General features: G+C 40.9%; 16 protein-coding genes. 11 read left to right on the top strand and 5 right to left on the bottom strand.

Annotated elements, in window-relative coordinates:
• Positions 1-117: 117 nt before the first annotated feature.
• Entirely contained in the window at positions 118-2,190 is a 2,073-nt protein-coding gene (gene ppk1, locus QE404_RS01715; RefSeq protein WP_307445755.1) for a polyphosphate kinase 1, read from the top strand.
• Positions 2,187-3,071, top strand: coding sequence for a Ppx/GppA phosphatase family protein (locus tag QE404_RS01710; protein ID WP_307445753.1), 885 nt, complete (start codon positions 2,187-2,189; stop codon positions 3,069-3,071). The genes ppk1 and QE404_RS01710 overlap by 4 nt, the downstream gene beginning before the upstream one ends.
• A 333-nt stretch (positions 3,072-3,404) precedes the next feature.
• On the opposite strand, the gene QE404_RS01705 is transcribed toward QE404_RS01710, so the two are convergent.
• The gene (locus QE404_RS01705; protein WP_307445752.1) at positions 3,405-3,650 is read right to left on the bottom strand and encodes a hypothetical protein; all 246 of its coding nucleotides are present in this window, start codon (positions 3,648-3,650) and stop codon (positions 3,405-3,407) included.
• Between the two features lie 302 nt (positions 3,651-3,952).
• Between QE404_RS01705 and QE404_RS01700 the strand changes: the two genes are divergently transcribed.
• The 5 genes from QE404_RS01700 to QE404_RS01680 all read left to right on the top strand — a co-directional run bounded on the left by QE404_RS01700 (position 3,953) and on the right by QE404_RS01680 (position 9,183).
• Positions 3,953-4,360 (top strand): hypothetical protein, encoded by a 408-nt coding sequence (locus QE404_RS01700; RefSeq protein WP_307445750.1) that lies wholly within the window; start codon positions 3,953-3,955, stop codon positions 4,358-4,360.
• Positions 4,361-4,388: 28 nt separating this feature from the next.
• Positions 4,389-5,315 (top strand): IS1595 family transposase, encoded by a 927-nt coding sequence (locus QE404_RS01695; RefSeq protein ID WP_307445748.1) that lies wholly within the window; start codon positions 4,389-4,391, stop codon positions 5,313-5,315.
• Entirely contained in the window at positions 5,306-5,548 is a 243-nt protein-coding gene (locus QE404_RS01690) for a hypothetical protein (protein ID WP_307445746.1), read from the top strand. Before QE404_RS01695 ends, QE404_RS01690 begins: the two co-directional genes overlap by 10 nt.
• A gap of 338 nt (positions 5,549-5,886) precedes the next feature.
• Positions 5,887-6,039, top strand: a complete 153-nt coding sequence (locus QE404_RS01685) for a hypothetical protein (protein ID WP_307445742.1) — start codon at positions 5,887-5,889, stop codon at positions 6,037-6,039.
• 105 nt (positions 6,040-6,144) lie between these two features.
• A complete protein-coding gene (locus QE404_RS01680) occupies positions 6,145-9,183 on the top strand; it encodes a choice-of-anchor I family protein (protein WP_307445741.1) in 3,039 nt (1,012 codons plus the stop codon).
• A gap of 414 nt (positions 9,184-9,597) precedes the next feature.
• Here QE404_RS01680 and QE404_RS01675 read toward each other — a convergent pair whose 3' ends face one another.
• Together QE404_RS01675 and QE404_RS01670 are read right to left on the bottom strand one after the other, a co-directional pair.
• On the bottom strand, positions 9,598-9,846 hold the full coding sequence (locus QE404_RS01675; RefSeq protein WP_294207302.1) for a NifU family protein: 249 nt from the start codon (positions 9,844-9,846) through the stop codon (positions 9,598-9,600).
• A 41-nt stretch (positions 9,847-9,887) separates the two neighbouring features.
• Positions 9,888-10,994: an Mrp/NBP35 family ATP-binding protein gene (locus tag QE404_RS01670; protein ID WP_307445739.1), complete on the bottom strand. Its 1,107-nt coding sequence runs from the start codon at positions 10,992-10,994 to the stop codon at positions 9,888-9,890.
• A 126-nt stretch (positions 10,995-11,120) separates the two neighbouring features.
• Between QE404_RS01670 and QE404_RS01665 the strand changes: the two genes are divergently transcribed.
• Positions 11,121-13,922 carry a GH92 family glycosyl hydrolase gene (locus QE404_RS01665; protein ID WP_307445737.1) on the top strand — a complete coding sequence of 934 codons (2,802 nt, stop codon included), beginning with the start codon at positions 11,121-11,123 and terminating at the stop codon, positions 13,920-13,922.
• 97 nt (positions 13,923-14,019) lie between these two features.
• Here the strand turns inward: QE404_RS01665 and QE404_RS01660 are convergent, their stop codons facing one another.
• Together QE404_RS01660 and QE404_RS01655 are read right to left on the bottom strand one after the other, a co-directional pair.
• The gene (locus QE404_RS01660) at positions 14,020-14,742 is read right to left on the bottom strand and encodes a phytanoyl-CoA dioxygenase family protein (RefSeq protein WP_307445735.1); all 723 of its coding nucleotides are present in this window, start codon (positions 14,740-14,742) and stop codon (positions 14,020-14,022) included.
• A 30-nt stretch (positions 14,743-14,772) separates the two neighbouring features.
• On the bottom strand, positions 14,773-16,026 hold the full coding sequence (locus tag QE404_RS01655; RefSeq protein WP_307445733.1) for a dicarboxylate/amino acid:cation symporter: 1,254 nt from the start codon (positions 16,024-16,026) through the stop codon (positions 14,773-14,775).
• A gap of 209 nt (positions 16,027-16,235) precedes the next feature.
• Here QE404_RS01655 and QE404_RS01650 point away from each other — a divergent pair, with 209 nt between their 5' ends.
• The 3 genes from QE404_RS01650 to QE404_RS01640 all read left to right on the top strand — a co-directional run bounded on the left by QE404_RS01650 (position 16,236) and on the right by QE404_RS01640 (position 17,440).
• Positions 16,236-16,724, top strand: coding sequence for a BON domain-containing protein (locus QE404_RS01650; RefSeq protein WP_307445731.1), 489 nt, complete (start codon positions 16,236-16,238; stop codon positions 16,722-16,724).
• 5 nt (positions 16,725-16,729) lie between these two features.
• Complete coding sequence (locus QE404_RS01645) at positions 16,730-17,149, top strand: SH3 domain-containing protein (RefSeq protein WP_307445729.1); 420 nt, start codon at positions 16,730-16,732, stop codon at positions 17,147-17,149.
• A 75-nt stretch (positions 17,150-17,224) separates the two neighbouring features.
• Positions 17,225-17,440: a hypothetical protein gene (locus QE404_RS01640; RefSeq protein WP_307453668.1), complete on the top strand. Its 216-nt coding sequence runs from the start codon at positions 17,225-17,227 to the stop codon at positions 17,438-17,440.
• The last annotated feature ends 4 nt before the right edge of the window (positions 17,441-17,444 follow it).

Below are 17,444 nucleotides of genomic sequence, written 5' to 3'. Positions count from 1 at the left end.
GGATTCACACACTTGCAGATCGCAGCAGATATTCAAAAAAAATTAATCAAAGTTTAACCTGAACAGTACTGCTGAACATCTGCCGAATTGTTATTTTTGGTCAAATAAAATATAAAAATGTCATTACAGTTCAATCCGCGGGATATTACCTGGCTCGCCTTCAACGAAAGGGTTTTACAGGAAGCCATGGACGAAAAAGTCCCCTTGCATTTAAGGATTCGTTTTTTAGGAATATTTTCCAATAATCTGGACGAGTTTTTCCGGGTGCGGGTTGCAGGGCTGAAACGTGCGATGGATTTCAAAGAAAAAGTTGTTGCAGAGTCTTTTTATCAGGCACCTTCAAAAATCCTTCAGAGAATCAATGAAATCGTCATACATCATCAGCAGAATTTTGACAAGACTTGGAAAAAGATCCAGGCTGAAATGGCAGATCAGAAAGTTTTTATTAAACTCCCTAAACACCTCACTCCCGTACAGAAAGAATTTGTGAGGAAGTATTTTGATGAGGTAGTAGAGTCCAATGTTATTCCTATCCTGTTGCATGAAAATACGCCTATGCCTTATTTAAGGGACAAAAGCCTGTACCTTGGAGTTGCCATGAGCAAAAAAGACTGGCAGTACGCCAGCAATTATGCCATCATTGAGATCCCGTCGCGTTTCGTCGGCAGGTTTTTACTGCTCCCCACTGAAGATCCAAAAGAGAAGAACGTAATGCTCCTGGAAGATATTATTACGTTCAACCTTCCGCATATCTTCTCATATTTCGGATATGACGAATTTTCTGCTCATGCCTTTAAGGTAACCAAAGATGCGGAACTGGACCTTGATAATGACATCAGGACCAATTTCGCGGAGAAAATAGAAAAAGGACTTAAGAACAGACGAAAGGGAAAACCTACAAGGTTTGTTTTTGACAAGGATATGGATAAAGCATTGCTTGAACTTCTGATCCGCAAGCTGAACCTGACCAAGAAAGACAGCATCATCCCGGGAGGAAAAATTCATAACTTCAAACATTTCATGGATTTTCCGGATGTTTTTGAAACCTATGAACGGCCAGTGGAAAGGACTTCTTTTACGCATCCAGCCTTTGAGCACGGAGAGCGGGTAACAGATGTGATTTTAAAAAATGATGTACTGCTTACTTTCCCCTACCATAAATATAATCCCGTTATCGACCTGCTGCGTGAAGCTGCGATGGACCCCGATGTAAAATCCATACAAATCACGGCTTACAGGCTTGCCAGCAGCTCAAAAATCATCAACGCCCTCATTTACGCAGCGAGAAACGGTAAAGAAGTAACGGTTATGCTGGAGCTTCAGGCGAGGTTTGATGAAGAGTCGAACCTGGAGTGGAAAGAAATGCTGGAACCGGAAGGCATCAAGGTACTGATAGGCATTCCCAATAAAAAAGTACATGCTAAACTCTGTGTGATCAAAAAAAGAGCTCATAATAAAACCATACAGTATGGCTTTGTAAGCACGGGGAATTTCAATGAAAAAACGGCACGGATCTATGGAGATCATTTGCTGATGACTGCCGACCGCGGAGTGATGGCGGATATCAATAAGGTATTTTCCGTCCTGAAAAAACCAAAAGACGATTACATGCCGGTCCTTAAAACCTGTAAAAACCTGTTGGTCTGCCCTCAGTTCATGCGTGAGAAATTCATCCACCACATCGACAGGGAAATTGAAGAAGCCAAAGCAGGACGAAAAGCAGAAATGATCATCAAAGTGAACTCGCTCAGCGACCGCGGAATGATCCTAAAAATATATGATGCCGCCAAAGCCGGTGTAGTTATCAAAATGATTGTCCGTGGAATCTACTGTGCCGTCAATCAGAAGGATTTTAAAGAAAAGATTGATGCGATAAGTATCGTGGATGAATACCTTGAGCATGCCCGTGTGATGTATTTTTACAGCAAAGGCGAAGAAGACATCTATATATCATCGGCAGACTGGATGACGCGGAATCTTGACAACCGTATAGAGGCTGCCGTAAAAATTACTGATAAAGACCTGAAAAAAGAGATGAAGGATATCCTGGACATCCAGCTGAGAGACAATGTAAAGGCCAGGGTACTGAATAAAAAACTCGACAATGAATACGTAAGAAACAATAAGAAGCAATGCCGCTCCCAGATTGAAATTTATAAATATTTAAAAGCCAAAACAGATCCTGAATGAAGATTGCAGCGATAGATATCGGAAGTAATGCCGCAAGGCTCCTGATCAATGAAGTAAAAGTAAACAACAATAAACCTGAATTTATCAAACTGAACCTGCTCAGGATTCCCCTGAGGCTGGGAATGGATGTATTTACCCTCGGAAAGATCGGGGAAGAGCGGGAGAAAATGGTGATTGATGCCATGAAGATCTTCAGTGACCTCATGAAAATCTATCAGGTGGATCACTACCGTGCCTGTGCTACCAGTGCCATGCGGGATGCGGCCAATGGAAAGGAAATTATTAAAGAGGTACAACAGACCTCGGGCATTAATATTGAAATTATTTCGGGAGACGAAGAAGCTACCCTGATCTATGAGAACCATGTTGCCGAAGGCCTTGATAAAGAATTTGCCTATCTGTATGTAGATGTAGGCGGCGGTTCCACAGAGCTTACCTTTTACGAAAATGACAAGATGATTTATGAAAAATCCTTTAACATCGGAACAATCAGGCTGCTGAATAACCTGGTTACAGAAGATAACTGGAAGGAAATGAAAGAAGAGATCAGGAAGAATATCAACAGTAAAAAACCAATTGTAGCCATAGGCTCCGGAGGAAATATCAATAAAGTTTTCTCTATGAGCAAGACCAAGGAAGGAAAGCCTATTTCCCTTGCCCACATTAAAAAAGTATACAAAGAATTCAATGAAATGACGATCGAGGAAAGGATGACGCGGTATAACATGAGGGAAGACCGTGCAGACGTAGTCGTTCATGCATTAAAAGTATACAATAATGTGATGTCCTGGGCAGACATCAGCAGGATATTCGTCCCTAAAATTTCCGTAGCGGATGGCCTGATCCAGAATATCTACCATAAGCTCCAGCGTAAAAATTAGAATCTTTTTTTATTTATAATCGCCGGCTGTTCATCAGCCGGCTTTTTATTGGCCACTGATCAGGAAATACATCTTTTTATTTTATATTTTTGGTAACTATACGTTATTTTACACCAACTAATTTTCAACGAAACAAGCAATAAAGACTATCTAAAACAGATAGTCTTCTTTTTTTATTAATAATCTTAAAATTTAACGAAATGGAAAATCAAAAATTAGAAAAACAATTAATGAAACATTTGCAAAAAGCAGAGAATGTAGCTAAAAAATTAGAAGAATTAGGAATCTATGTTCGGATAAACAGAGTTTCATGCCTTCAAAATTATATTGAGATTACTCATTCCCTCCGTTTGAAGAAATAGTATTTGTGAGGTGTTGCATAATTAAATCCTGAACCCTAAAAAATCTATCAAATTTATGATTGACTTCATGAAGGTAATGTAAATTAAGCATAGAAATAAAAGTTGTTAAATCAACCTTATCATCTTTAAACTCTTCATATTTCTCTAAAATAATATGGAAATCTCTTTTATTAAAGTTCTTTAAAGATTTCTCAAACTCAGATTCAAATTTGTTCATAATTTTTGCCCTCAATATACAAAGAAATACAGAAATTTTTCGTATATTTGTGGTCAAATTTTTATCGAAAAAAGGAAGCGTTAGCTTTTATTCTGTTAATCTGAAATCTGGAAAATTTCTCTTAATACAATACAGAATAAACAGTGGACACTTACACCTATACGGTGTGGGATTGTCTTGTTTATATTGTATTGGTTTTCCAGAACCACAGATTAATAAGCAAGAGTTACAAACCCACACTTTCTTATTTATAATCAAAAATTTCTACATCGGGTTTGGGTAGGTTTATAAAAATCTATCTTATGAAAAAGACTTTATTAGCCTTGACTTTTATGGCTTTATTAACTGTAAACTGTTCAGGGAACGAAGATGACACAACACCAGAACAAACAAATCCTGTAATAACACAATATTTCCATCCTCCTACATGGATTCAGGGCAGTTGGAAAATCTCAGGGAGCAATTCTGCATACTTTAAATTTACCAATGATGATTTTATCTTAGTAAGCCCATATACAAGCTGGAAAGCTGTATTGCAACAAACAGCAAGTGCAGGACAGACAGCTAAAGTAAATGAAGACATCTCAGAACAATATTATCAATTTACAATCATTGCAGGTAATTCAGGAGGGCAATATAAGTTTAAAAAAATCAGTGATACAAAGATTCAATGGGTTGGTAGTACTCCTTTCTTTTTGGATAAAGAGTAAAAGTTTAACACACCAATAAATATTAATCATGTTTAACACCAACATAAAATCGGTTTTTGAACTTACTCAAATCTTTGCTACTGAGCAGGACTGTATAGACTACTTAGAAATAATGAAATGGAGCAAAGTTCCTATAAGTCCTTTTGATGCAACCTCAAAGGTATATAAATGTAAGAATAACCAATACAGATGCAAGAATACTGGCAAATACTTTAATGTTAAAACAGGAACATTGTTCGAGAACTCAAAAATCAGTTTGAGAAAATGGTTTATGGCTATTTGGCTTGTTACTTCTCATAAGAAGGGAATTAGCTCGATACAACTTGGAAAAGATATTGGAGTAAGGCAGGCAACAGCATGGTTCATGTTACAAAGAATTAGAGCATGTTTCGGTATTGAGAATGGTAACGAATTAGAAGGAGTTGTAGAATGTGACGAAACCTTTATAGGTGGAAAGAATAAGAACCGACACAAAGACAAGAAGGTTAAAAACTCTCAGGGAAGGAGTTTTAAAGATAAAGTTCCTGTTATGGGTATACTTCAAAGAGATGGTAAAATGAATGCTTTTGTTGTACCTGATACAAAAAGAAGTAGTATTCAACCATTGATTTGTAGGTATGTAAATCCAGAAACAACAATCTTAATATCTGATGAATGGTTAGGATATACAGGTTTAAACAAATACTATGACCATAAAATCATAGACCATTCTAAAAAAGAGTATGTAAGTTTGCAGGATAACTCTATACATACAAACAACATCGAGGGTAGTTGGAACATACTTAAAAAGAGTGTTTCAGGAATGTATAATCACGTTTCTAAAAAGCACCTTCAAAAATATGTTGATGAATTTGTATACAGATTTAACCTGAGAAAGGTCTCAGACCAAGAAAAATTCAGATATTTGTTATCAAATTCAAATATCCGAACTAAGTACAAAGAATTATGTCAATAGATAAAAAACTTAGAGAACAAAGAGTGAGACACACTATTATAGATGGTGAAGAATACTTTTATGTAGAGGATATTCGGAATAATCAGAATTTTCTGATAACAGATTTAAGCCAAGTTATTTATCAGGGTGCAACAGCCTTGATAAAAGCCAAGTTTGTCCATGAGTTAACACTCTTTGACAAACTAATGAAACAAACATTGAATATCAAACAAGATAAAGAAAAAGAGGATTAGATTAATCCTCTTAATTTTTTATTAGGTTTGTGTAAAGTAACGTATAATTACCATATTTTTTATTAAAAAATTACAAATTATGATATAAAATCAAATAAAAAGTGTTAAATTCACTCAATAATCAACATATCTTAATACTGTTTTAAATTCTGAAGAATAATTTGTACGATTTTTGCATTGTTCTAAGGTAAAATACATTCGATGAACGTCATCAGTAGTATCAATACTGAAGATCCGTTCTATGATTTCCGCATCTTTTACAGAGAAATAATAGAACTGAAGCTTGAAATGAGGAACAGATTGATTTATTTACCATCAACATTTAAAAACTTTACGATATGAAAGACATGATCAAGCGCATATTTCTGGTAGCCTTCATTTTACTGGTGCTTACAGCCATCTCAGGCTTTTTTTACATGCAGAAACATCCCATAGAAAATAATAAACCCGCCGGCACAGCTCTCATGATGACCGGTAAAGCGGTAAAGTAGCAAAGGACGTCAGATGATGATCTATTTGTTAATCATTTATTAAAGTTCCATTAAAATACTTCAGAGGTATATCGTCCATTTTTGTAAAAATTAAAGTACATAACAATGACGAACCATTATCTTCTGAAAGGTTCCGTACTAGCTGCATTCTTTCTTCAGGGCAGTCTGTTCGGACAAACACTTATCCATTACTGGAATTTCAATAACAATGCCTCTGCCACAGCCCTTACCACACCGGCCTCAACACTTCTTAACGGTTCACTTACAGCCATCTCCGGCGGCGGCAGTGTCATAGATTATGCTAACGGAACCGGACAGAATTTTGACGTTCAGAACTTAAATGCCCGGAACAACGATTCCGCAGGTACCCATCTGAGATTGAATAATCCCGTTGGCGGAGGACTGCAGTTTTCCCTGCCTACCACAGGTTACAACAGTGTTATGATAAAGTTTACCACCAGGCGTTCCGGCCAGGGCGCCGGAACCCAAAGCTGGTCATACTCTACGGATGGAACTTCCTTTATTCCTTATCAGACGGTTTCTCCGCAGGATGCCAATCCGCAACTGGTTACATTTGACTTTTCCGCTGTTCCCGGGGTCTCCAATAACCCGAATTTTAAACTGAAAGTTGAATTCTCAGCCACAGGCGGAGGAACGGGAGGCAATAACCGGTTTGACAATTTTACGGTGGATGCGGTGCCGGCAACCGGTGCAGACACGACACCTCCCATCGTTACTTACCTTCCTGCGAACAACAGCAGCAGTGCCTCTACCGCTGTAAACCCTACACTCGCATTCAATGAAAATGTGAGGCTGACAGATAATTCCGCCATCACCAATGCCAATGCCCAGAATCTGGTTGAATTCCGTACCGGCAACGCTTCTGGTACGCAGGTTCCTTTTACCACCTCTTTTGCCAACAATACTATCACGGTAATCCCGACTTCTGCTTTACTTCCCAATCAGACTTATTACCTTGCCCTTAAGCCCAATACGGTTGAAGATTTCAGTGACAACGGAATCAGCACTGTAACATCCAGCACATTCAGCACAGCTGCCACATCGGTTTCCATGGAAAAAAACCTGATCAAAATCAATGAAAATACCGGCAACCTAGCCTTCAAGATCAATGTCAGCAATCCTTCTAATGCGACGGTAAATCTTGTCGTTAAAGCAGCTCCGTTCAGCACAGCTAACAGCAGCGATTTTACATTATCTTCACAGACTATTGCCATCACTCCTTCTGCAAACAGTTATACAGTCAATATCCCGATTATTGATGATACACTACAGGAACAGCAGGCAGAATATTTTGTCCTAAGCCTTGAAAATCCGGTTGGTGCCGTCATCGCAGGGGATAATACATCCACGGTATATATTATTGATAATGATAAACCGGCACCGGTGCCTTCCCATCAGATCCAGATGAACTATATCGGAAGTTTCGATCCTTCAGGAAACAGCAGCAGCTCAACGGAAATCGTCGTGCATGATCCTGCTACCCAAAGGTTATTCACCATCAGTTCGCTGACAGATGTTTTTGACATTATCAATTTCAGCAATCCGAATACACCTTCTGTGATTCAGACAGTAAATATGGCGCCGTACGGAGGCATTACCAGTATTGCAGTGAAAAACGGCATTGTGGCAGCAGCTTCCCCGAATACCAATCCGCAACAGAACGGTTCTGTTGTTTTCTTCGATATCAACGGGAATTTTCTGAAACAGGTTACGGTAGGAGCCTTGCCGGACATGATTACCTTTACACCGGACGGGACAAAAGTGATTACCGCCAATGAAGGAGAGCCTAATGATGCGTATACTGTAGATCCTGAAGGCTCCATCAGCATTATTGATATTTCAGGAGGCATTGCAGGTCTCAGCCAGACTAATGTGACAACACTGAACTTCAACAATTTCGATTCCCAGGTTGCTGCCCTGTCAGCCACCGGACTTAGAAAAGTAAGGGCGAATAACACATTGTCCCAGGATCTTGAACCGGAATATGTGACCGTAAGCTCTGATAGCCAGAAAGCCTGGGTAACCCTTCAGGAAAATAACGGCATTGCCGAGGTTAACCTGACTGCCAAAACCATTACCGGCTTATGGGGGCTTGGAAAAAAAGATATGAACATACCCGGAAATGGCTTTGATGCTTCAGACAATAACGGAGAAATCCTGATTGCCAACTGGCCGGTAAAGGCATATTATACTCCTGATGCCATCCAGAATTACACTGCGGGAAATACACATTACATTGTTACTGCGAATGAAGGGGATGAAAAAGACCTTTCAGGCTTCAGTGAAAGAACCACAGTAGGTGCCAGCAGTTATACTCTGGATCCTGATGTGTTCCCCAATGCAGCAGTCTTGAAAGCATCCCATAATCTGGGAAGATTCAGGGTAACCAGCGTAAACGGGAACACAGATAATGACCCTGAATTTGAAGAAATCAATGCTTTAGGCGCACGTTCGTTTTCTATATTCAATGCAGATACGAAACAGCTGATCTATGACAGCGGCGACAGTTTTGAACGCTATATCGCAGCCAATCATCCCCTGATCTTTAATGCCGACAATGAATCCAACACCGTAAAAAGCAGGAGCCGCGCAAAAGGGCCGGAACCGGAAGGCGTAGCATTAGGAACGATTAATGGACAGACTTATGCGTTTATCACGCTGGAAAGGACCGGCGGCGTTATGGCCTATAATATTACAGATCCTAACAATCCAACATTCACGGATTACAAACATTCCCGTATGACTTCAGCTTATGGCGGCGACAACGGACCTGAAGGGATTATCTATATCGCACCATCCAACACTGCCAACGGCAAAGGATATGTAATTGTAGCCAACGAAATTAGCGGGACATTGTCCATGTACGAAGTAGCTTCCTCCCCTACGCTTGCCACCGGGGAAGCAAACCAGGAAAAAGCAACATTTAATGTATTTCCTAATCCTGTTGCAAAAGGTAATACCCTATATTTTAACCGTGCACAGGGTTATGAGCTTTATGACATGTCCGGAAAACTGACCAAAAAAGAAAAAAATGCATTAACCATACCTACATCCGAACTGTCTTCAGGAATATATGTAATGAAAACTACAGATGGTTACACAAAAAGGATTATTGTTAAATAAGCATCGCCAAGGTACCAACAAAAAATAAAATCCCCGGAATATTCCGGGGATTTTTGCAGCTATAAAACAATAAAATAATACAAAAATTAAATATAAAGCTCTTTATATGTACTTTATTAACTATATTTATGTAAATATTTTTAACATAAATTATATATTTAATTAAAATTTTCCACATATTCATCTTCAATAACCATATACCTGAAAAAATTCAATATGACCATTATTTATGATTCTAGAAACACGAGAATTGAAGGCTGTAGCAAAATAACCCCTCATTATTGCAGTCTTCGGCGAAGAATCTGTCTTTCATAACTCAAAAGGAAATACCTATTTCTTATTGTTTTATGATATCAAAAAGGCAGACTTCTAAAAGTCTGCCTTTGAAATTATCTCGTATAGTATCGTATGCTACTACTCTACACTTATTACTTTTTCTATTTCCGGAGCGTGCTGCCTGATGGTATTTTCTACTCCCAGTTTAAGGGTTGAGAAATTCAGTGAACAGCCGGAACAGTTTCCAAGGAGTTTTACAAAAACCTGATTGTCCTTTACATCAATAAGCTCAATATCGCCCCCATCCCTGTTCAGGAACGGACGGATGCTTTCCAGGGCTTCCATCACCCTTGTTACGGTATCTTCGTGTGTTATATTTGTTTCCATATATTGTATTCAGTCATTTGGTCACATCCGTTCGGGATGAATTATTTTGATTTTGGTGAACATCCTGCCATAGTTGTAATTTTCACCGCTTCCGTAGGAGGAAGGTTTTTATTTCTCTCCACTAAGCTTTCAACCATTTTTCTTGCGGTTTCAGTATAGATCTCTGCAATTCTGGAATTTTCCTGAAGGGCAGCCGGCCTTCCCACATCCCCTGCCTCTCTGATGCTCTGGATCAAAGGAATTTCTCCCAGTACCGGAATACCCAGATCGTCAGCAAGATACTGTGCTCCCTGGTTTCCGAAGATATAATATTTATTATCCGGAAGTTCTTCCGGTGTAAAATAAGCCATATTTTCTATGAGCCCCAAAACAGGTATATTGATGCTTTCCATCTGGAACATGGCGATTCCTTTTCTTACATCGGCCAATGCCACATGCTGAGGCGTACTCACGATTACGGCACCGGTAACCGGAACTTCCTGGATGATGGAAAGGTGGATATCACCTGTTCCCGGAGGAAGATCGATTAACAGGAAATCCAGTTCTCCCCAGGCAGCATCACGAATCATCTGATTCAATGCTTTCGATGCCATCGGGCCTCTCCAGACCACCGCCTGGTTGGCTCCCGAAAAATAACCGATGGAAAGCATTTTAACGCCATAATTCTCAATAGGTTTCATCAGACTTTTTCCGTCTACATCTACAGAGATCGGCTTTTCGCCCTCAGTATCGAACATCGTAGGTACAGAAGGTCCATAGATATCTGCATCCAGCAATCCTACCTTAAAGCCCATTTTAGCAAGCGTTACCGCCATATTGGCAGCTACGGTAGACTTTCCTACGCCTCCTTTTCCGGAAGCGATGGCAATAATATTCTGAATGCCTTTGATCTGTTTTCCTTTGATCTGGCTCTGCTGAATTTCAGTCGGTTCCGGAGAAACGATTTTCAATTTCAGGTGAACCTCTTCTCCAAATTCGCTGGCAAAGGCCTGCTTCATAGCCGCTTCCAGCTTCTTTTTCTCATGCATTGCCGGTGAATGAGCCGTCATATCAATATACACGTCATCGCCCATAATCTGAAGATTATTTACCAGATCATCAACTTCTATTTCTTTAAGGAAATCCTGAACCTTTTCTTTCGTCAACATAAACTCAATAAATTGATTACAAAGTTAAGGAAATTTTACCTATTTAGAATAAGTAAACAGTACTATAGATAAATTCTTTTAGGGTCCGGATATTTATAGTATTTTTAAGGAATTTTTATGGTAAGAATGAAAAAAATACTTTTTGTCCTCTTGGGTGTGATTTCAGCCCATGCTTTTTCACAAAATTATGCGCAATACGTCAATCCGTTTATAGGGACCGGGGGCCACGGCCATACATTTCCGGGGGCGATTGTTCCTTTCGGGATGGTCCAGCTATCACCTGACACCCGTATAGACGGCAGCTGGGACGGATGCAGCGGTTACCACTATTCCGATTCTGTAATCTATGGCTTTTCACATACGCACCTTAACGGTACAGGGGTTTCGGATTACGGAGACATTATGCTGATGCCAACCATGGGAAAGGCCAGCCTCAACTCTAAAGAATACTCATCTTTATTTTCCCATAAAAATGAAAAGGCCACTGCCGGATTTTATTCGGTAAAACTGAATAAGAACAATATCGATGTCCGGCTCACCACAACTAAAAGGGTGGGCTATCATGAATATACTTTCAACAACGCGGGAACCGCCAATATCATCCTGGACCTGAACCATCGCGATAAGCTGCTGGAAGGCGAAGTGAGGATTATAGATCCTAAAACCGTTGAAGTATTCAGGAGGAGCTCCGCATGGGCTACCGACCAGTATATCTATGCGAGAATTGAGTTTTCTAAGCCTGTGGAAATTTCCCGCAAAGAAGTGAACGGAACCCAGGACCGCAATGTGTATACCGGAACCAGGCTGGCGCTGGCTTTCTCAGCTAAGGTGAAAAAGGGTGAAAAAATCAATGTAAAAGTAGCCATTTCCCCAACAGGTTATGAAGGAGCAGGAAAAAATATGCTGGCAGAAGGGAAATCCAATGATTTTGAAAGCATCAGAAAGATGGCAGCCGCAGACTGGGATAAGGAACTCTCCAAAATAGAAGTAAAATCCGCTGACAAAAATAAGCTTACCATTTTTTATACTGCACTATACCATGTCTTTACCCAGCCGAACATCAACATGGATACCGACGGGAAATACAGGGGAAGGGACAATAAATTCTACATGGCCAAAGGCTTTGATTATTATACGGTCTTTTCCCTGTGGGATACTTTCAGGGGAGCCCATCCTTTAATGACGCTGATCGACAGAAAAAGGACTTCCGACTTCATCAATACCTTCATCAAACAGTATGAGCAGGGAGGAAAGCTTCCGGTATGGGAACTGGCTTCCAATGAGACGGAATGCATGATCGGCTACCACGCAGTATCCGTCATTGCAGATGCCATGGCCAAAGGTATCAAAGGATTTGATTATGAAAAGGCTTTTGAGGCATCCAAACATTCGGCTATGCTGGATATCTTCGGGCTGAATGCCTATAAACAGAATAACTACATCAGCATAGATGATGAACATGAAAGCGTTTCCAAAACCGTTGAATATGCCTATGATGACTGGTGCATTGCCCAGATGGCCAAAATTTTAGGCAAAAAGGAGGATTACCAGTATTTTATGAAACGTTCCCAGAACTGGAAAAACCTCTACAATCCTGAAAACGGATTTATGCAGCCGAGGAAGAACGGCAACTGGTACCAGCCTTTTGATCCAAGAGAAGTGAACAACAATTATACGGAAGGTAATTCATGGCATTATTCCTATTCCGTACAGCAAGATATCCCGGGACTGATAGCCGCCCATGGAGGAAAGGAAAAATTTGAGCAGTTTATTGATGCTATTTTTGCTGCTCCGGACAAAACCACGGGAAGGGAACAGGTAGACATCACCGGCCTTATAGGACAGTATGCCCAGGGAAATGAGCCGAGCCATCATATCGCCTACCTGTACAATTATGTAGGCAAGCCTGAGAAAACCGACGAGAAGATAAAGTATATCCTGGACCATTTTTATAAAAATGCCCCGGACGGGCTGATCGGCAATGAAGACTGCGGACAGATGAGTGCCTGGTATATTTTGAGTACACTGGGAATTTATGCCGTGACCCCGGGATTACCGGAATGGCAAACCACAAAACCTTATTTCGATGAGATAAAAATCCATCTTGAAGACGGAACCACCCGGACGATTACCCCCAATACCGGAAGAGATGAACTCAGGAAGCTAGGCTTTGAAAATGTACGTGCATTCAAAGACCTGAAATATGATGAGCTTACCGCTTCTCCCGTGATTGCAGCAGACCGCCTGTTCGACTTTTCCACCAAAGTAACCATAACCCCGCTGAACCCGGAAGACAAATTATATTACATGACCCTGGATGAAGGCGATGCCAATGTGAGGAAAACATTTAAGGCGTACAAAGAGCCTTTTACCATCAACACAACCACCATGGTTTCAGCTTATGCGGAACGGAACGGCGAGAAAAGTTCGATCACCACGGCCAATTTTAACAGGAGACCGAATCATTGGGATATTACGGTAAATGCTACGATGAATCCCCAATATACAGCAGGAGGCAAATTGGCGCTGATAGACGGCATCCACGGAGATATCAACTGGAGAAAAGGTGAATGGCAGGGATACCAGGGACAGAATTTTGAGGCCATTATTGATTTCAAATCTCCTCAGGACATGACCAGACTATCTTCCACATATCTCCAGGACAGCCGCGCATGGATCCTGATGCCTAAAAAAGTGGAATATTATGCCTCGATGAACGGTAAAGATTATATTTTGTTATCTACTGTCAATAATACGGTAGACCCGAAAGATGAAACAGTGCAGGTAAAAGAATTCAGCGCTGATATTCTTCCTACACAAGCCCGTTATCTTAAAGTAAAAGCATACTACTACGGAAAACTTCCTGAATGGCATCAGGGCGCCGGAGGCGAAGCTTATATCTTTTTGGATGAAATTTCAGTGAAATAGGTCTGTACAATGATAAAATTAAACTCCCTCCGAATAGTTTTTCAGAGGGAGTTTAATTTTTATGGAGCTTATAAATTTTAGTCAATGACTGATTAATTCATAATCCGCTTATTTTTTCAGACCATTGCAGTCCGCCGGGAAGCTCAAGATCGGAAAATTCTATATGGATGACCCTTCGTCTTTTTCCGTTTGTCGTCCTGTTGGATCCATGCAGCAGCAATGGCTTCATAATCATGATCCCACCCTTTTTCACACTGCAGATTGCCTCTTTTTCGATAGTCCAGTCGATGGTTTCAGGCCTGTAAATACCTTTGGCATGAGAGCCGGGAACTACTTTCAGTGCACCGTTGTATTCATCCGTATCATCCAGATGGATTCTGATGGTAAAAATATTTCCGAGGATTTCCAGTGGCGGCTGCACACCAAACTGGTCTTGTTTGGTGGTCCATGGACCAAACCCCTCAATTTCAGCTTTCCGGTCTACGGAAATGGTGAGATCCTGATGATAGGCAACATACCAGTTGGACGATTCGGGCTTATCAAAATAAATACTTTTTACAGCTAAATAACTGTTGCCAAAGATTTCTTTGATAATTGCCGTTAGCCGGCTGCTGAAAACTGATTTCCTGACCTCTGGCACTCCTTTCAGGAACTGCCGGATGGCAAAAAGGTCTTCCGATTTCCTGAACGTTTCACAGGAAGTATCGGCATTCTCGATACCATCAATGATCTTTTTTATTTCCTCTTCAGAGAATACATCATGAATCACGACAAAACCGTCATCAGCAATCTGCTTTCTATATTCTTCCCATCCTGTCATTCCGGTTCTGAGTCTACAATTCAATATTCATTAAAGGTCCCCACCACCATGATTGTCCAGCTGTCCTTCCCATTTGGAAACGGCAGAAGTAGCCAGGGCATTGCCGAGGACATTCGTCATGCTTCTTCCCATATCGCAGAAATGGTCGATTGGTAAAATCAGGGCAATACCTTCCGGCGGGATCCCGAACATGGAACAGGTAGCCACAATGATGACCAGGGAAGCCCTCGGAACACCGGCAATCCCTTTTGAGGTAAGCATCAGAACCAGCAGCATGGTAATCTGCTGACCGAGAGACATCTCAATCCCATAAATCTGTGCTATGAATATGGAGGCAAAGGTCATGTACATCATGCTTCCGTCCAGGTTAAATGAATACCCGAGCGGCAGGATGAACGATACCACCCTGTTGTTGCAGCCGAATCGTTCCAGCTCTTCCACAAGCTTGGGGAATACCGCTTCGGAGCTCGTAGTTGAAAAAGCGATCAGCAAAGGTTCTTTGATCCTCCTCAGAAGCTCGAAAAGACGGTTGCCCAGGATGAAATACCCTACCAGTAAAAGTGCCAGCCAGAGTATGCCTAAAGCAAAGAAAAAGTCCCTGAGGTAAATCGCATATACTTTAAAGATCTCAAATCCATTGGTAGCAACCACTGCAGCGATAGCTCCCAGCACCCCAAACGGCGCGAACCACATGATGTAGCCAACCATTTTCAGGATCCCGTGGGCTACGATATCAAATAATTTAATCACCGGCTGCGAATATTCTTCGCCCATATTCGCCAGTGCAATCCCGAACATAATGGAAAATACCACGATCTGCAGTACTTCATTGGTGGCAAAAGCCTCAAACAAACTTTTAGGGATAACATGCTTTACAAAATCTTCCATGGAAAAGCCTTTGCTGGTCTTCAGAAGATCCTCCGCCGAAGCTGCATCCTGAATAGGCAGCTGTGTCACATGCCCGGGTTCCAGCCAGTTCACCAGCATCAATCCTATAAACAGAGACAGCAGGGAAGCGGAAATAAACCACAGCATGGCCTTAGTCCCTACCCTTCCGATCATTTTGATGTCACTCATCTTGGCTATTCCCACAACAAGGGTGGTAAATACCAGAGGCGCAATGATCATCTGTACCAGCCTGATGAATACGGTCCCTAAAAGTTTGATATTCTTAGAAAATGATTCTGCGCTTTCCGGATATTGTACATGTACAAGGCCTCCGATGGCTACCCCAAGAACAAGGGCTATAATAATGGCTATAAAGAGTTTGTTTTGTCCTTTCATATCATCCAATTCAAGTTGCACAAATATAATGGTTTTTCTATTGGTACAAACTCTCGTTGAAAATGATGATGAATTCTTTCGGCTGACCTTAAAAAACTTCAATTCCCATAGTATTTTTAACAAATCCACCGGACATTTACAGGATAATATGATTTTGGTATAAATTTTATTGTTACATTTGAGTATACTAACCTATTAAATATACATTTATGAAAAAAACCATCACCATGGCTGCACTGGCTGTAGCTATTTCCTTCGGAGCGGTTTCATGTAAAAAGAAAGTTTCTGATGCAGATTTACAGACGCAGGCTACTACGGTAGTAACGTCAAACCCTAATGCATCGGTTGAGATCAAAGACGGAGTTGCCCATCTGAGCGGAACCTTTGAGAGCCAGGAAGCTAAAGATGCCATGATCAAACAACTGAAAGCTATCAACGGAGTGAAAGAAGTTCACGACATGGCTACTGTTGCTCCTTCTACAGCAGTGACTCCGGTGGATACCCAATCTGCCACAGATCCTGCCGTTCAGCAGAAAGTTCAGGATGCACTTAAAGATTTCCCTTCCGTGAAAGTACAGACCATTAACGGTGAGCTTACCCTTACCGGAAACGTATCTGCGCAGCAGGCCAGAAAGATCAAAGAATCGGTTGATGCCCTGAAAGTAGGGAAAGTAAATTATAACTATACTGTAAAATAAACATCATGAGCACATTACAAGATAAATATTCAGGTGTAATTTCTGCAGCACAGTCTGCCGGCATTACCGATCTACAGGTTCAGGAACAGGATGGCATCCTGTATGTTTCCGGACATGCATCCAATACAGCAGCTAAAGATGCAGTATGGAATGCTTTAGGCGCAATTGACTCTTCGTATTCCGCTTCAGACATCAATATCGATGTTCAGGTAGCCGGTCTATCTGCTGGAGCTCCACTTACCGTAGCTACAGAAGATTCCAACCTTAATATCCGCCAGGAGCCTTCCACAGATGCCGCAGTGGTAGGAAAAGCATCCAAAGGATCTTCCGTAACCCTGATCGAACAGACTTCCGATGACTGGTGGAAGGTAAAAACAGATGACGGACAGGAAGGATATGCCTATTCAAGGTACCTGAAAGCATAATAAAATTTAAAATATTTTTATCATACATCCCAATACTGGGATGTTTTTTTTTATTTTTGCAGCTTTAACAAACGTATGGGGAAGAAATTGCTTTTATTTTGCTGCATGCTGATCAGCTATATATTCAGTGCACAACAACTTGAAATTACAGGAAGCGTCACCAACCATGAAAAGCTTGCTGTAGAAAATGCTACCGTCTATCTTTTAAAGACAGAAGGATTCTTCGATCATCAATTATACTTCCACCAACAACACGGGAAAGTTTTCCCTGAAAGTAACTCCGCAGAATGAGCCT

The organism is Chryseobacterium camelliae (assembly GCF_030818575.1).
Taxonomy (GTDB): Bacteria; Bacteroidota; Bacteroidia; order Flavobacteriales; family Weeksellaceae; genus Chryseobacterium; species Chryseobacterium camelliae_A.
The sequence above is the reverse complement of the archived record's forward strand: the minus strand, read 5'-3'. Positions and strand labels throughout refer to the sequence as shown.

What these genes read in the sequence shown, in the direction of transcription:
- ppk1 (WP_307445755.1), top strand. Translation starts at nt 118, where the DNA reads ATGTCATTACAGTTCAATCCGCGGGATATTACCTGGCTCGCCTTCAAC.
- QE404_RS01710 (WP_307445753.1), top strand. Translation starts at nt 2,187, where the DNA reads ATGAAGATTGCAGCGATAGATATCGGAAGTAATGCCGCAAGGCTCCTG.
- QE404_RS01705 (WP_307445752.1), bottom strand. Translation starts at nt 3,650, where the DNA reads ATGAACAAATTTGAATCTGAGTTTGAGAAATCTTTAAAGAACTTTAAT.
- QE404_RS01700 (WP_307445750.1), top strand. Translation starts at nt 3,953, where the DNA reads ATGAAAAAGACTTTATTAGCCTTGACTTTTATGGCTTTATTAACTGTA.
- QE404_RS01695 (WP_307445748.1), top strand. Translation starts at nt 4,389, where the DNA reads ATGTTTAACACCAACATAAAATCGGTTTTTGAACTTACTCAAATCTTT.
- QE404_RS01690 (WP_307445746.1), top strand. Translation starts at nt 5,306, where the DNA reads ATGTCAATAGATAAAAAACTTAGAGAACAAAGAGTGAGACACACTATT.
- QE404_RS01685 (WP_307445742.1), top strand. Translation starts at nt 5,887, where the DNA reads ATGAAAGACATGATCAAGCGCATATTTCTGGTAGCCTTCATTTTACTG.
- QE404_RS01680 (WP_307445741.1), top strand. Translation starts at nt 6,145, where the DNA reads ATGACGAACCATTATCTTCTGAAAGGTTCCGTACTAGCTGCATTCTTT.
- QE404_RS01675 (WP_294207302.1), bottom strand. Translation starts at nt 9,846, where the DNA reads ATGGAAACAAATATAACACACGAAGATACCGTAACAAGGGTGATGGAA.
- QE404_RS01670 (WP_307445739.1), bottom strand. Translation starts at nt 10,994, where the DNA reads ATGTTGACGAAAGAAAAGGTTCAGGATTTCCTTAAAGAAATAGAAGTT.
- QE404_RS01665 (WP_307445737.1), top strand. Translation starts at nt 11,121, where the DNA reads ATGAAAAAAATACTTTTTGTCCTCTTGGGTGTGATTTCAGCCCATGCT.
- QE404_RS01660 (WP_307445735.1), bottom strand. Translation starts at nt 14,742, where the DNA reads ATGACAGGATGGGAAGAATATAGAAAGCAGATTGCTGATGACGGTTTT.
- QE404_RS01655 (WP_307445733.1), bottom strand. Translation starts at nt 16,026, where the DNA reads ATGAAAGGACAAAACAAACTCTTTATAGCCATTATTATAGCCCTTGTT.
- QE404_RS01650 (WP_307445731.1), top strand. Translation starts at nt 16,236, where the DNA reads ATGAAAAAAACCATCACCATGGCTGCACTGGCTGTAGCTATTTCCTTC.
- QE404_RS01645 (WP_307445729.1), top strand. Translation starts at nt 16,730, where the DNA reads ATGAGCACATTACAAGATAAATATTCAGGTGTAATTTCTGCAGCACAG.
- QE404_RS01640 (WP_307453668.1), top strand. Translation starts at nt 17,225, where the DNA reads ATGGGGAAGAAATTGCTTTTATTTTGCTGCATGCTGATCAGCTATATA.